This window comes from Alteromonas stellipolaris, assembly GCF_001562115.1.
GTDB classification, from domain to species: Bacteria; Pseudomonadota; Gammaproteobacteria; order Enterobacterales; family Alteromonadaceae; genus Alteromonas; species Alteromonas stellipolaris.
Genome location: NZ_CP013926.1, coordinates 3,500,011 through 3,514,747, shown reverse-complemented (window position 1 = coordinate 3,514,747; position 14,737 = coordinate 3,500,011). Strand labels below are relative to the sequence as shown.

The 14,737-nt window shown below is 44.4% G+C and carries 11 protein-coding genes; 10 read left to right on the top strand and 1 reads right to left on the bottom strand.

Annotated features, from left to right (window positions below; all coding sequences use genetic code 11):
- Window positions 1–25: 25 nt before the first annotated feature.
- The 3 genes from aceF (at window position 26) to AVL57_RS21430 (ending at window position 4,179) form a co-directional block, all read left to right on the top strand.
- Window positions 26–2,047 carry a pyruvate dehydrogenase complex dihydrolipoyllysine-residue acetyltransferase gene (gene aceF / locus AVL57_RS15030; RefSeq protein WP_057789991.1) on the top strand — a complete coding sequence of 674 codons (2,022 nt, stop codon included), beginning with the start codon at window positions 26–28 and terminating at the stop codon, window positions 2,045–2,047.
- 128 nt (window positions 2,048–2,175) lie between these two features.
- Window positions 2,176–3,597: a dihydrolipoyl dehydrogenase gene (lpdA, locus tag AVL57_RS15025; RefSeq protein ID WP_057789993.1), complete on the top strand. Its 1,422-nt coding sequence runs from the start codon at window positions 2,176–2,178 to the stop codon at window positions 3,595–3,597.
- A 135-nt stretch (window positions 3,598–3,732) separates the two neighbouring features.
- Entirely contained in the window at window positions 3,733–4,179 is a 447-nt protein-coding gene (locus AVL57_RS21430) for a hypothetical protein (RefSeq protein ID WP_231701224.1), read from the top strand.
- Between the two features lie 159 nt (window positions 4,180–4,338).
- On the opposite strand, the gene AVL57_RS15015 is transcribed toward AVL57_RS21430, so the two are convergent.
- The gene (locus tag AVL57_RS15015; protein ID WP_057789995.1) at window positions 4,339–5,445 is read right to left on the bottom strand and encodes a LysR family transcriptional regulator; all 1,107 of its coding nucleotides are present in this window, start codon (window positions 5,443–5,445) and stop codon (window positions 4,339–4,341) included.
- Window positions 5,446–5,764: 319 nt separating this feature from the next.
- Here AVL57_RS15015 and AVL57_RS15010 point away from each other — a divergent pair, with 319 nt between their 5' ends.
- The 7 genes from AVL57_RS15010 to AVL57_RS14980 all read left to right on the top strand — a co-directional run bounded on the left by AVL57_RS15010 (window position 5,765) and on the right by AVL57_RS14980 (window position 14,699).
- Entirely contained in the window at window positions 5,765–7,006 is a 1,242-nt protein-coding gene (locus tag AVL57_RS15010) for an efflux RND transporter periplasmic adaptor subunit (RefSeq protein WP_057789997.1), read from the top strand.
- Window positions 7,006–10,128, top strand: coding sequence for an efflux RND transporter permease subunit (locus tag AVL57_RS15005; RefSeq protein ID WP_057790000.1), 3,123 nt, complete (start codon window positions 7,006–7,008; stop codon window positions 10,126–10,128). Before AVL57_RS15010 ends, AVL57_RS15005 begins: the two co-directional genes overlap by 1 nt.
- Window positions 10,129–10,428: 300 nt before the next feature.
- A complete protein-coding gene (locus AVL57_RS15000) occupies window positions 10,429–11,670 on the top strand; it encodes a putative DNA modification/repair radical SAM protein (RefSeq protein WP_057790002.1) in 1,242 nt (413 codons plus the stop codon).
- Window positions 11,671–11,686: 16 nt separating this feature from the next.
- On the top strand, window positions 11,687–12,481 hold the full coding sequence (locus AVL57_RS14995; protein ID WP_057790004.1) for a TIGR03915 family putative DNA repair protein: 795 nt from the start codon (window positions 11,687–11,689) through the stop codon (window positions 12,479–12,481).
- Window positions 12,482–12,623: 142 nt separating this feature from the next.
- A complete protein-coding gene (locus tag AVL57_RS14990; protein WP_057790006.1) occupies window positions 12,624–13,334 on the top strand; it encodes an SIMPL domain-containing protein in 711 nt (236 codons plus the stop codon).
- Window positions 13,335–13,513: 179 nt separating this feature from the next.
- On the top strand, window positions 13,514–13,816 hold the full coding sequence (locus AVL57_RS14985) for a DUF1289 domain-containing protein (RefSeq protein WP_057790008.1): 303 nt from the start codon (window positions 13,514–13,516) through the stop codon (window positions 13,814–13,816).
- 58 nt (window positions 13,817–13,874) lie between these two features.
- Complete coding sequence (locus tag AVL57_RS14980) at window positions 13,875–14,699, top strand: HDOD domain-containing protein (protein WP_057790010.1); 825 nt, start codon at window positions 13,875–13,877, stop codon at window positions 14,697–14,699.
- Window positions 14,700–14,737: the final 38 nt, after the last annotated feature.

The window sequence follows — 14,737 nt, the reverse complement described above, 5'->3', positions numbered from 1 at the left end:
CGCAGGCAGATAAGGTATTTTACATATGTCAGATATTCAAAAGATTATCGTACCCGATGTAGGCGGTGACGAAGTTGAAGTTATCGAGCTATGTGTTGCCGTAGGCGACACCATTGATGCAGATGAAGGCGTTGTTACCGTTGAAAGTGACAAAGCCTCTATGGACATTCCTGCACCATTTGAAGGTGAGATCGTTAGCTTATCTGTTGCTGTTGGCGACAAGATAAAAGAAGGCGATGTTATCGGTGAAATGAAAAAAGCAGGTGGCGAAGAAGCTTCTTCTGAAGAGAAAGAAGAGCCAGCTCAAGAAGCGCCTGCGCCAGAAGCGTCAAAAGAAGCACCAAAAGAAGAAAGTAAGCCCGAAGCGGCACCAGCATCATCTGGTGGCGGTGAAGTGATAGAAGTTGCGGTTCCTGATATTGGTGACGATGGCGAAGTAGACGTTATTGATGTATTGGTTTCAGTAGGCGATACCATCGAGAAAGAAGATGGGCTTATTACGCTAGAAACCGACAAAGCGACTATGGATGTGCCTTCTACTCACGCAGGTACGGTGAAAGAAGTGTTCATCAGTACTGGCGATAAAGTGAAAGAAGGTACGCTAGTTATTAAACTAGAAACCGCTGGAAGTGGTGAAACGGCAAGCAGCGATGCGCCTGCTGAATCAAGTTCTGAAAAAGCGGCACCTGCGGCTGATTCATCTGCCCAGTCGTCAGATTCAGAGAAATCAGCCGGTGGTGTAGTAGAAGTTGAAGTACCTGATATTGGTGAAGACGGCGAAGTAGACGTTATCGATGTATTAGTTTCTGTAGGTGACACCATTGAGAAAGAAGATGGTCTTATTACCCTTGAAACTGATAAAGCCACAATGGATGTGCCTTCTACCCATGCAGGTACAGTAAAAGAAGTCTTCATTAAAGCCGGTGACAAAGTTAAGCAAGGTACGTTAGTTATTAAGCTAGAAACTGCCGGAAATGGCGGTTCAGCAAGTAGCGATGCCCCTGCGCCGAAGAAAGTGGAATCTGCGCCTGAGGAACCAAAAGCGGCTGAAAAACCAACAGCGCAAAATAAGTCACCTGTACCAGCACAAGAAGCGCCAGCGCCTAAAGGCAATGGCAAAGCACATGCTTCTCCTTCTGTACGTCGTGTAGCCAGAGAGTTCGGTGTAGACCTTACCCTTGTTAGTGGCTCGGGTCCTAAGAATCGTATTCTAAAAGAAGACGTTCAGGCTTATGTGAAAGCAGAGCTTGCTAAGCCTAAAGGCAGCGCAAGCAGTGTAGCTGCGCCAGCAGGCGATAACGTACTTCAAATTGTGCCGGTTAAACCTATTGACCACAGCAAGTTTGGTGAAGTTGAAGAAGTTAAGCTTTCGCGTATTCAGAAGATTTCTGGTCCATTCTTACACCGCAACTGGGCGACTATCCCTCATGTAACACAGTTTGATGAGGCTGATATCACCGACGTAGAAGCGTTCCGTAAGGAACAAAATGCGTACCATGCGAAAATTAAGTCTGGCCTTAAAATTACGCCACTTGTATTCGTCATGAAAGCAGTTGCTAAAGCGTTAGAGAAATACGAAGTATTTAACTCTTCTCTTTCTGATGACGGTGAAAGCTTGATTATCAAGAAATTCATCAACATCGGTATTGCGGTGGAAACGCCTGGTGGTTTGGTAGTTCCCGTTATCAAAGATGTGAACAAGAAAGGTATTGAGCAGCTGTCTCAAGAACTGATTGAGACATCGAAGAAAGCCCGTGACGGAAAACTGAAGTCTTCAGACATGCAAGGCGGCACATTCACTATTTCTAGCTTAGGCGGCATAGGTGGAACAGCGTTTACGCCAATTGTTAACGCCCCTGAGGTTGCTATCTTAGGTGTGTCTAAGTCTGATATGAAACCGAAGTGGAATGGTAGCGAGTTTGAACCTCGTCTTATGGTTCCATTAAGCTTGTCATACGACCATCGGGTTATTGATGGTGCAGTAGGTGCAAGGTTCTCCACAGAAGTGGCGGCAAACTTGACTGACTTGCGTAGAATTATACTTTAAATCAAAATACGAGAATGTTTGTTATATCATTAACATTCTCGGTGATTTTATAAGCCCATGGGGCAGTATTTAGGTTATGCTATCACGCACAAGGTGATAGATAACAAAAAATAGGATTGAGGTTCACAATGAGCGAAATTAAAACGCAATTAGTGGTACTGGGCGGCGGCCCTGGCGGTTACTCTGCGGCATTCCGTGCTGCCGATTTAGGCATCGAGACCGTTATTGTTGATTCACGTGAAGTGCTAGGCGGCGTATGCCTTAACGTTGGTTGTATTCCTTCAAAAGCATTACTTCACGTAGCGAAAGTAATGAAAGAAGCGAAGCACTTGGCTAGCCATGGTGTGACTTTTGGTGAGCCAAAAATCGACCTAGATAAAATTCGTGAATACAAAGACAGCGTTGTTAAACAGCTAACAAACGGTCTTGGCGGCATGTCTAAAATGCGTAAAACCAAGCACGTTAAAGGTTACGGTAAATTTACTGGCGCTAATACCCTTGAAGTAAAAAATGGTGACGACGTTACTACTATTACGTTTGAAAAAGCGATTATTGCTGCGGGTTCTGAGCCAGTAAGCTTGCCGTTTATTCCAGAAGACGATCGTATCATCGATTCTACTGGCGCTTTGGAAATGAAAGATATTCCAGAGAAAATGCTAGTACTTGGTGGCGGTATCATTGGCCTAGAAATGGGTACAGTGTACGAAGCACTAGGTTCAAAAATCGATGTTGTTGAATTTTTAGATCAGCTTATTCCAGCTGCTGATAAAGACATCATGAAAGTCTTTATGAAAGACTATAAAGAAAAATTCAACATCATGCTTGAAACCAAAGTAACTGCGGTTGAAGCAAAAGAAGACGGCTTGTATGTAACATTTGAAGGTAAAAATGCACCTTCAGAGCAAGTACGCTACGACAAAGTATTAGTTGCTGTTGGACGTCGTCCAAACGGTAAAATGGTTGGCGCAGACACTGCTGGTGTTAACGTTGACGACCGTGGCTTTATTAACGTTGATAAGCAAATGCGTACTAACGTTGAACACATCTTCGCTATCGGCGACTTAGTTGGCCAACCTATGCTTGCGCATAAAGCGGTTCACGAAGGTCATGTTGCTGCTGAAGTTATTGCCGGACAAAAACACTACTTCGACCCACGTGGTATTCCTTCAGTAGCCTATACTGAGCCGGAAGTTGCCTGGGTTGGTGTTACCGAGAAAGAAGCAAAAGAGCAAGGTTTAAGCTACGAAACAGCCGTATTCCCATGGGCTGCTTCAGGTCGCGCTATTGCCTCTGATGCAACTAACGGTATGACTAAAATGATTTTCGAAAAAGACACCGGTCGTGTACTTGGTGGCGCAATGGTAGGTACTAACGCAGGCGAAATGCTTGGCGAAATTGGTCTTGCTGTTGAAATGGGCGCAGACGCTGAAGATGTTGCATTAACTATTCACGCTCACCCAACGCTAAACGAGTCAATCGGCCTAGCGTCAGAAATCTTCGAAGGTAGTATTACCGATTTGCCTAACGCTAAGGCAAAGAAAAAGAAGTAAGTTAGCTTAATAGTTAACGCAAAAACCCGCCAGATGGCGGGTTTTTTTATTTTTAGCGAAGCTAACTTGGCGTAATGCGAATGTAGCGCCTATTATTAGAGCAGGTAATTAGCAGTTAGTTTTAAACGAGACAAAATGGTTCCGAGCAACATTCATACTATTGGAAAACACACCTCTCATGCAGAAACTAAACACGCCGAATATGATATTGAGCTCATAGGTAGTGTGCTACGAGTAGACGGACGAGGCGTGGTTAATGAAGAGATTTTAAAGCAATATCACGAAGACGTTAAAGATATAGTTATTAGCCTCAATGGGCAAAAGTGGGGCTTTCTTGGCTTTGTTCTTGGCACGGGTATTTTAACCCCTGCAGCAGAAACTATCCTGATAGACTCAATTAAACTTCGCAAAATATACGGTATGTCAGCCTGCGCTCTAGTTGTTACCAACGCTGACATTCCAGCGCTGGTGCAAAGTCAGTTTGAGCGGGTGTATTTGGCAGCAGATATCGACTATTTCTTTTGTGTTGATGAAAAAGATGGATTAGCGTGGCTTGCCAGTAAAGGGTGTAAATACAAGTAATGCTAGGTAGGTGAAAAGCTGCCTATCACAGGGGAAATAGTGGCCTATTGCCAAATGGCACCACCTAGGCCTTTCGCTAAGAGACATCGCTGGGGCTTATCGCCAAGAGGCACCGCTGGGTTTTAACGCCAAAAGGTACGAAGAGGGCTTATCAAAACACTATGCGGTTACTTTTCCCTTCGCATCATTCACGGCTTTATCTAAGTCCACAATATCTGCTGTTTCAGCAGCATCCAACGTTTCGTCGTGCTTAATATGCGCTGGTGAAAAGTCGCTGTTGTCCATATTACGCTGCGCCAAGAATCGCTTAACGGTATCAGCGCAGTAGGCTTTACGGCAACATTGAGAAAGTAGCATTTCATGTCGCTCAACACGTTCGCGAATAAACTTCACGACAAGCTTACGCAACCATTGTAACCCTGCATCTAAGTCTTGGCGTTTGTGCCACATTACCGACATTGGCAAGCTTTTTATTTCAATCGGCGTTTCAAATACTGCGAGCTCACCAGAGAAAATCTCCTTCTCAACGACCAGTGATGGTGCAACACATATTAAGTTGCTTTCTTTTAGCAGCGGCGTGGCGTTGTAGAACTGATTGACCGACATAGCAATACGGCGTTTTAACCCCATGTTAGCTAATACTTGATCGGTAGGGCCGGTAACATCGCCTGTTACCGACACCAATAAGTGATCTGCGGCAATAAAGTCTTCCAAGGTAAGCTGCGCTTTTGCTAGTGGGTGATCGGGGCGCATCACCACTACCCAACTAGGGTCTAAAACGTGCTCGGTGCGTATTACCGCATCGGGTTGATGATATTTAGAAAAGGTCAGTTCAGCCTCTGCGTCTTTTAAAACCTTATCAGTGCCTAAATCGTAACTGGGAATAGCGTGAATATTAATGCCTGGAGCTTCATTTTCAATTACCTTGCGAAGCGGCCCCCACACCATAGCAACAATGCTATCGGTGGCCGATATACGAAAGGTTCGCTTGGCCGTGGCAGGGTCAAATTCCGCCGGGCTGACGGCAACTTCAAGTTGTCCTAATGGGCCTTGAATTTGGCTCCACAAGTTGGTGGCAAATGACGTAGGTTGAATACCACGCCCATCCTTTACGAATAACTCGTCTTTCCACGCGGTACGCATGCGAGAAAGGGCGTTCGAGACAGCTGGTTGGGTCATCGACAATCTATCAGCAGCTCGGGTAATCGCGCCCTCTGTCATGATGGCATCAAATATCATCAATAAATTTAAATCATGTGGACGCATCAGTCTCTCCGGTTATTCGTAAATTAGTTCTGTACCAGTATACTAGGCCGAGCAGAGGAAATACTGCATAAACACGTGTGAATCCGTCGCTTTTTATCACGTGAGTTTATCGCTAAACAGCGCGTTTAAGTATTATCACCACATTTATTTGCTTCATGTTGTGCTGCCAAATTACAGGTAACACCTTGAGCGAAATAGCCTAAATTTCATACTTCTCAATATATATCATTTTATGATGTGTTGCATACGAAAATATAATTATTTTTATTGTATTGCCATGTGCATAATGCACGCCTTCACACTTTTAGAGACTCTTGCAATGACGACTTTAACTCGATTTTTGGCAATTCTAAGCCTAACAGCACTTGTCGCCGCATGTGGTAGCGACGATACGGATCCTGGCCAGCAAATGCATGCGAATGTGGGCATTCCTGTAGATGTTGCGCCAGTGGTCTCGCAGCGTTTAACCGAATGGGACAGCTTTACTGGCCGTTTAGAAGCGCCGCAAACCGTATCCCTTCGCCCACGTGTCTCAGGCTACATTGAATTTGTAGCGTTTGAGGAAGGCGAATATGTAGAGCAGGGCGAAACCTTGTTCCTTATTGATAACCGCGCTTTTAAAGCAGAAGTTGAGCGTTTAACCGCGCAACTTGAAGAAGCAAAAAGCCGTTACGATTTATCAGTGCAAAGCTACGACAGAGTCGTAAAGCTTCGAAAAACCCAAGCGGTTTCGCAAGAAGTGCTAGATGAGCGTTTAGCGGGTAAGAATCAAGCTTTTGCTAGCATTAACCAAACAAAAGCGGCGTTAGAAGTTGCCCGTTTGAACCGCGGTTTTGCCCGTGTGGAAGCGCCTATTTCTGGCCGTGTTTCTCGCGCAAATATAACTGCAGGCAACTATGTAACGGCAGGGCAGTCTGAGCTCACCAGCATTGTATCTACCCATCAGCTTTACGCTTACTTCGATATTGATGAGCAAACGTACCTAAATTACGTGAGCAGTGATGATAAAGCCGACTCAGCGGTTAACGACCAAGCCGTGGCTATGCGTCTTGCCAATGAGCAAGATTATGGCCATTGGGGACAAATCGACTTCGTAGATAACCAAGTTAATGGCAATACCGGAACCCTTCGTGTTCGCGCGGTTTTCAACAATGAAAATGGTCGTTTAATGCCGGGATTATTTACCCATCTAAAACTTGCGGGTGATACCAACGAACAAGGCATTTTAATTAAAGAAAAAGCCATTGGTACCGACCTTAACAACAAATTTGTGTTGGTGGTAAACGGCGAAAATAAAGTGGAATACCGAGCCGTTACCTTGGGTGACAAAGTAGGCAGCATGCGCATTATTCAAAGTGGCTTAGTGGCAGGCGATACCATTGTAGTAGATGGTCTGCAGCGCGTACGCCCAGGTGCTGTTGTTGCGCCAAACCACGTTGATATGGGTGATAAAGAAGCACTAGCAAGCCTGCAAAACTGGCAGTCTCGTGTAGATAACGTAACAAATTTGGCTAACGCAGACGCTATTACAAGTAGCGTAGCTGGCACTGGAATTAATTAATGAATTTTTCGCAATTTTTCATTCGCCGCCCAATTTTTGCAGGTGTACTAAGCCTGCTCATTTTCATTGGTGGTGCGATAGCTGTTTGGCAGCTACCTATAACAGAATACCCAGAAGTGGTGCCGCCTACGGTAGTGGTAACGGCTAACTATCCTGGCGCTAACCCCAAAGTTATTGCCGAAACCGTTGCTACGCCCTTAGAGCAAGAGATTAATGGCGTGGAAGACATGATTTATATGTCTTCACAGGCCACATCTGATGGCCGTATGACGCTTACCATCACGTTCGCTATTGGTACCGATCCTGATGATGCTACTACGCTGGTTCAAAACCGTGTTAACCGTGCGACACCGCGATTGCCACAGGAAGTACAGCGCTTAGGTATTGTTACCGAAAAATCATCACCAGATTTAACCATGGTGGTGCATTTAACCTCACCTGATAAACGTTACGACATGCTTTATTTGTCGAACTATGCCGACCAATTCGTAAAAGATGAGCTCGCGCGAGTTGAAGGGGTAGGGCAAGTTCGTTTATTTGGCGCTGGTGAATACAGCATGCGTGTTTGGCTAGATCCAAACAAGTTAGCTTCACTGCAAATGAACCCAGGCGATGTGGTTGCGGCTATTTCCGAGCAAAACCAACAAGCAGCGGCAGGTAGCCTAGGCGCACAGCCAACGGGCACCAGTGAGTTTCAGCTACTTATTAATGTGCGCGGTCGCCTTGAAGATGAAAGTGAATTTGAAAATATCATCGTCAAAACGGGCGATAATGGTCAAATTACCCGGTTAAAAGACGTAGCCCGAATTGAGTTAGGTGCCGATTATTACACCTTGCGTTCATTACTAAATAATAATCCAGCAGCTGCATTACCTATATTTCAGGCCCCAGGCTCAAACGCTATTCAAATCTCTGACGACGTGCGTGCTCGCATGGCAGAACTTGAAAAGATGTTTCCAGAAGGGTTGGAATACGACATCGTTTACGACCCTACCGTATTCGTACGTGGCTCAATTGAAGCCGTGGTAAATACGTTACTTGAAGCTGTGCTATTGGTTGTATTAGTAGTAGTACTGTTTTTACAAACCTGGCGCGCGTCTATTATTCCTTTAGTAGCGGTTCCCATTTCATTGGTAGGTACCTTTGCGTTTATGCAATTGATGGGCTTCTCGTTAAATGCGCTATCGTTGTTTGGCTTGGTACTGGCTATCGGTATTGTGGTTGATGATGCCATCGTGGTGGTGGAAAACGTTGAGCGGAATATTGCCGACGGCAAAGCGCCATTCGATGCTACCGTGCAAGCAATGAAAGAGGTAACAGGGCCTATTATTGCCACTACCTTGGTATTGGCTGCGGTATTTATCCCTACTGCCTTTATGAGCGGCTTAACCGGTCAGTTCTATAAGCAGTTTGCGTTAACCATTACTATTTCTACCTTCATCTCGGCAATTAACTCGTTAACCTTAAGCCCTGCATTATCGGCCTTGTTATTGAAGCCTCATGGGCAATCGAAAGATTGGCTAAGCCGAGGTATGGATAAAGTGTTTGGGCGCTTTGTATTTACGCCATTTAATAAAATGTTCGATCGCGGTGCGAAAAAATACACTGGCGCTGTAGGTGGGCTTATTCGCAAAAGCGGTGTGGTAGTCGTGCTTTACGCTGGTTTGCTAGGGTTAACCTACTTCCAGTTTGCTAACACGCCAACTGGTTATGTACCGCCTCAAGATAAGCAGTATCTTATTGCATTTGCACAGCTTCCTAATGCGTCGTCGTTAGATAGAACTGAGGAAGTCGTGCGTGAAATGTCGCGTATTGCGATGGAACACCCTGGTGTTTCTGATGCAGTGGCATTTCCAGGTTTGAACATAAACGGCTTCACCAACAGCCCAAGTTCGGGTGTGTTGTTTACGCCGCTTAAACCGTTCAATGAGCGTCAAAGCCCTGAGCTTTCAGCCGGTGCAATTGCTATGCAATTGAACCAGCAATTTGGCTCTATTAAAGGTGCTTATGTGGCTATCTTCCCGCCACCACCGGTAATGGGCCTTGGCACCATTGGTGGTTTCAGGCTACAAGTGCAAGACAGAGGAAACTTAGGTTTTGCTGAACTTGAAAAAGTAACCCAAGAAGTGATTGGCAAAGCGTGGGCACACCCTGCGCTAACCGGTAACTTCACCAGTTTTACGGTTAACGTACCTCAGTTAAATGTGGATGTAGATCGCGAGAAAGCCGTTAGCCAAGGTGTAAACATAGGTACCTTGTTTGACACCATGCAGGCGTATTTGGGCTCGGTGTATGTGAACGACTTTAACCTTTTCGGCAAAACCTATCAGGTAAATGTTCAGGCCGATGCTCAGTATCGTCAAGATGTTGAAAACATCACCCAATTTAAAGTGCGAAACGATAAAGGCGATATGATCCCGCTAGGTTCATTTCTTAATATTGAGCACAGCGCAGGGCCAGACCGAGTGATGCATTACAACGGCTATGTCACCGCTGAAGTTAACGGCTCTCCGGCGCCGGGTTACAGTTCAGATCAAGCTAAAGCAGCGATAGAGCAAATTCTTGATGAAACCCTGCCGTTAGGCATGACCTACGAATGGACCGAGCTAACTTATCAGCAAATATTGGCAGGCAACGCCTCGGCCTTTATCTTCCCGCTGGTGGTGCTTTTGGTGTTCTTAGTATTGGCAGCGCAGTATGAAAGTTTACGCTTACCGCTGGCCATTATATTGATTGTCCCCATGACCTTGCTAAGCGCACTAATTGGTGTGGTGATATATGGTGGTGACAACAACATATTTACCCAAATTGGCTTAATTGTGCTGGTGGGGCTGGCGACTAAAAACGCCATTCTTATTGTGGAATTTGCCAAAGAGCTACAAGACAACGGCATGGATGCACTATCAGCCATTAAAGAGGCCAGTAAGTTGCGTCTTCGCCCAATCCTAATGACGTCTATAGCCTTCATTATGGGTGTGTTGCCTATGGTACTTTCTACAGGCGCAGGTGCAGAGATGCGTCAAGCCATGGGCGTAGCAGTGTTCTCAGGCATGATTGGGGTAACTGTGTTCGGCTTAATTCTTACTCCTGTATTTTACTATTTGTTGAAACGTAACGGTTAACTCTCCCGTTTACCCAAGCGTTGCCTCCTCCTCGTACTTTGGAGGCACTTTAGGCCACTTGTTTAAGTGGCCTTTTTTTATGCCAGTCCTTAGGGAGAAGGGGGCAGTGGCTCAAACCTATTGCGCTCTGCTTTTTGGTAGCAGAGTGTTGATAGCAAAATGCATTTGTACTGTATATTTATACATGATATAACGTTTTATATACTGAAAACGATATTGCCGATACACACGTCTTTTTTCATCATTTATTACTGAACCCACTGACGCTGTGTATTTGCTAAGAGAAAGTACAAATCTGCGATGCATGACAAACTGATACAAAAACTCGAAATTCTTTCAGATGCAGCCAAGTATGACGCTTCATGTGCAAGCGGTTCTGCAGGTAAACGAAAGGCTGGCAAAACCGATAAAACGGGCATAGGCTCTCTTACCGGTGGTACGGGTATATGTCACAGTTTTACCCCTGATGGGCGCTGTGTCTCTTTGTTAAAGATACTAATGACGAACTACTGTATTTACGACTGTCACTATTGCATTAATAGAGTATCGAGTAGTGTTCAACGTGCCCGTTTCACTGTGAAAGAAACCGTAGACCTAACACTGAATTTTTACAAGCGTAACTATATCGAAGGTCTGTTTCTTAGTTCAGGCATTGTGGGTTCTCCAGACCTTACAATGGAAAGTATGGTGCGTATTGCAAAATCTTTACGTCTGGATCACGGGTTCAAGGGGTATATTCATCTTAAGACAATTCCCAATGCCTCACCTGAATTGCAGGCCGAAGCTGGCTTATACGCCGACAGACTAAGCATTAATGTAGAAATGCCAACCCAACCTTCTTTAAATAAGTACGCGCCCGAAAAAGACCTCGGCGCTATTCATAACGCGATGAATACACTGAAAGAGAAAATAGCTGAGCATAAGGTAGATAAAACCCATACAGGTAAACGTCCTCCTCGCTTTGCCCCTGGCGGGCAGTCTACTCAAATGATAATAGGGGCCGATGGTTCTAATGATAAAGTTATCTTGGGCACGAGCGTAAAACTTTATAGCCAACAAAAGCTACGTCGCGTTTATTACTCTGCATTCTCGCCAATACCCGATGCATCAGAAGTTTTACCGCTAAAACCAGCGCCTTTAATTCGCGAGCATCGTCTTTATCAGGCTGATTGGCTTTTGCGTTTTTATGGATTCAAGCTTGATGAAATATTGCACGATGACATGCTTGATATGGATCATGATCCTAAACTTGCGTGGGCATTGCGCAATCGTCATGTGTTTCCAATCGATTTAAATAAAGCCGACAAACTGATGTTGTTACGGGTACCAGGCCTTGGTGCACGCACTGTACAAAAAATTCTGACTATTCGCCGTTATGCAAAGCTTAGTTGGATGGATCTTACTAAAATGCGCCTGCCTCTACAAAAGCTGAAGCCTTTTATTAGCGTGAGCGACTACTCGCCTAATATTCATTTACTCGATAGCAATAATTTTGAGTTACAGTTCAAACAGCCGAAGCAGTTCGAGCTATTTAGCGCCTAATTGAAATGGCATAAAGATGAAAACCATTACAATCATTTCAGTGCCTGGGTACGATGAGTGGCGCATAGCAGCAAGAGAATGTTTGGCGCAAGCTATCCCCCCCGAAAATATTATTTGGCAAACTTCAGAGTCTATACAAGACGACCTGTTTGGCGGTGGGGAACAAGTTATAGCAGCCAGTAAGCCAAAAGCGAAACACAGCATTCCCAAGTCAGTCTTAACGCTTATCAAATATGCGTTGTGTCACCAAGATGCTAGCCGCTTCGCATTGTGTTATCGGGTGTTATGGCGTGTTATTTTCGAAAACAAAAACCTTATTCAGTTAAAAACTGATGAAGATATCATGCAACTTGTTACGTTAGCCAAAGCGGTAAAACGCGATGCATATAAAATAAGTGCTTTTTTGAGGTTTCGAGAAGTTAATCATGACGGACAAGAGCACTTTATCGCTTGGTATGAGCCGGAACATTTTAGCTTAGAGATTAAGCTCGACTTCTTCCAAACTCGTTTTAAAAATATGCGGTGGTCAATATTAACGCCTTATCGGGCTGCCCATTGGGATACTGAAAAGCTAGTTTTAGAAGATAATCCCGATCCGAGTGTGTTTCCTAATGACGACCGTATCGAAAAATATTGGCTCACTTATTACGCTAATATTTTTAATCCCGCCCGCATCAAAAAGAGCGCAATGTTAAGCTCAATGCCCAAAAAGTACTGGAAGAATATGCCCGAAACAGCTTTGATTGACGATATGATTCGAAATTCGGATGCGAGAGCGCGCAAAATGATAGTTGATGGGAATAAACGCTAATCCATTTCTCCAGCCTCTTTGCGGCCACAATTGGTCATTATGTATCGTTAAGTATCAACAATCTCGGCTTTTTTCATCCCTAAATTCGACTCCAACTGAACGTAAGCTAGCACTATCAACAATAAAAACTGGAACGAGAGTTATGAAGATAGGTGCAGCAGTGGTAGTGGCAATAGGCATGGTGAGTGCGCTTGGCATATTGGGTCAACAGGTGTCTTCGGCGCTAAACGACATGCAAACTTGGGACAGGGTAGTTACCGTTAAAGGGTTGTCTGAAAGGGAGTACGTGGCAGATCGAGTGATTTGGCCTATTCAATTTGTTGATGCAGGCAATGATTTACCCGCGCTTTACAACCAGATAGAAACAAACAGCATGAAAGTGTCTAACTTCTTACAGAGCAAAGGGATTGCCAAAGAGGGTATTACCATTGGTAAGCCAGACATTACCGATAAACTAGCTCAGCAATATGGCGGTACAGAAAAAGCGCCATTTCGTTACACCGCAGTGCAAACCATTACCGTATTTTCAAACGAGGTCGAAAAGGTACGTGTAGTCATGAGCCAGATAAGTAGCTTATTAAAGTCTGGTGTTGTGCTAACGAATCAACACTATCAAGCACAGCCCGACTATGTATTTACGCGTTTAAATGAAGTAAAACCGGCAATGATCGAGGAAGCCACTGTTAATGCCAGAGAGGTTGCTGAAAAGTTCGCGCAGGACTCGAAAAGTACGTTAGGGAAAATAAAACGGGCTAATCAAGGGCGGTTTTCAATCGCTAGCAGAGACCATCATCACCCCCATATTAAGCAGGTTCGGGTAGTTTCGACTATTGACTATACACTAGTAGATTAATACTGATGTATTATTACAGAGTTGCTATTTTGGTGAGTTTGCCCAAAATATACTGGAGTAATGTAAAGCTATCTTAAATTACGTGGCCAGATTAGGTTGCCAATAACAATGCGTTAGTGGCAATAAGAGGGTGTTTTTAATTTAACGAAACGCGTGTTAGCAAGCGCATACAGGTAAACATGACAGACCAAACACCGCCAGCACAGCAATTGGAGTTCTTTGAAATTCCAAGTCCCTGTATTGGTGTTTGTGAGTCTGGAGTGCGAGGGTATTGCAAAGGATGTTACCGCAGCCGAGAAGAGCGGCTGTATTGGCTTAAGATTGATGATGGAACTCGCCGAAAGATAATTGGGGCATGTCAGCGAAGAAAGCAAGCGGCGCTAAGTAGAGCCCGTCGCCAAAATGAAAAACCAATAGAAGTACGAGAGCCTAGTCAAATAAATATGTTTGATGTGCCTTTCGAGACAATTGATAAAGCATAAGCAGTGAGACTGACCTCGCGATAGCTGTTAATGCAGATGATAAAAGTGGAACCTTTGCATGTCCTTAGATAAATATGTGTCGTTTGCAACAAAGTCATTTACCTTGCCAGATATATGTATTCGTATCCGCTCGGTATTAGATAACCCTCGTTCAAGTGCAAGCGACCTTGGCGATTTAATCAGTTTAGATTCGTCATTAACAGCCAAAGTGCTGCGATTGGCAAACAGTTCACTGTTCCGGTTTCCATCACAAGTAGAGTCTGTTTCAAAAGCCATCAATGTCATTGGTGGTGAAGCTTTGTATAATTTGGTGGTTGCAGAAACCGCCAATACCGCTTTTAAATACTTTGATACCCAGCTTATTAACCTTGATAAACATTGGTTCAACTCTGTTTATTGTGGAATGGTGGCGAAACATTTGGCTAAGGCCAGCAATATGCGTGGTAGTGAGCGTTTCTTCGTTATGGGGATATTGCAAAACCTCAGTGAGTTGGTCATTGCTAAACGTTCGCCAGAGCTTTATAAAAGCTATATTGAGCAAGATAGCGATATGCTTCTCGGGGCAAGACAAATTCAACATTTTGGTTTTACCTTTTCAAACTGTAGCGGTACCATATTAGAAAATTGGAAGCTTCCTCTTGTGCTCTATTATCCGGTTATGCACGCTAATGATATGTCTAGACAGGCAACAGATAGCGATATTGCGCTACTGGCATTAGCATCAAGGGTTACTACCATGCAGCAAAATAAAAAAACTGACGGTGACATTGAACTTTTTTTAGAAGACATAGCCAATAATAGTGGTGTGAATATAGATGACGTGGCAAATGCCATAGAGTTCGCCGACAGAGAAACAGCAAAAATTTCCATGCTTATCCATTGATTTACCGGTAATGAGGTAAATCAATGGATAAGTAGCCT

Excerpts from the sequence above, each read along its gene's own strand:
- AVL57_RS14990 (WP_057790006.1), top strand. The coding sequence starts at position 12,624 with ATGAAGATAGGTGCAGCAGTGGTAGTGGCAATAGGCATGGTGAGTGCG.
- AVL57_RS15005 (WP_057790000.1), top strand. The coding sequence starts at position 7,006 with ATGAATTTTTCGCAATTTTTCATTCGCCGCCCAATTTTTGCAGGTGTA.
- AVL57_RS15015 (WP_057789995.1), bottom strand. The coding sequence starts at position 5,445 with ATGCGTCCACATGATTTAAATTTATTGATGATATTTGATGCCATCATG.
- AVL57_RS15000 (WP_057790002.1), top strand. The coding sequence starts at position 10,429 with ATGCATGACAAACTGATACAAAAACTCGAAATTCTTTCAGATGCAGCC.
- AVL57_RS14980 (WP_057790010.1), top strand. The coding sequence starts at position 13,875 with ATGTCCTTAGATAAATATGTGTCGTTTGCAACAAAGTCATTTACCTTG.
- lpdA (WP_057789993.1), top strand. The coding sequence starts at position 2,176 with ATGAGCGAAATTAAAACGCAATTAGTGGTACTGGGCGGCGGCCCTGGC.
- AVL57_RS15010 (WP_057789997.1), top strand. The coding sequence starts at position 5,765 with ATGACGACTTTAACTCGATTTTTGGCAATTCTAAGCCTAACAGCACTT.
- AVL57_RS14985 (WP_057790008.1), top strand. The coding sequence starts at position 13,514 with ATGACAGACCAAACACCGCCAGCACAGCAATTGGAGTTCTTTGAAATT.
- aceF (WP_057789991.1), top strand. The coding sequence starts at position 26 with ATGTCAGATATTCAAAAGATTATCGTACCCGATGTAGGCGGTGACGAA.
- AVL57_RS14995 (WP_057790004.1), top strand. The coding sequence starts at position 11,687 with ATGAAAACCATTACAATCATTTCAGTGCCTGGGTACGATGAGTGGCGC.
- AVL57_RS21430 (WP_231701224.1), top strand. The coding sequence starts at position 3,733 with ATGGTTCCGAGCAACATTCATACTATTGGAAAACACACCTCTCATGCA.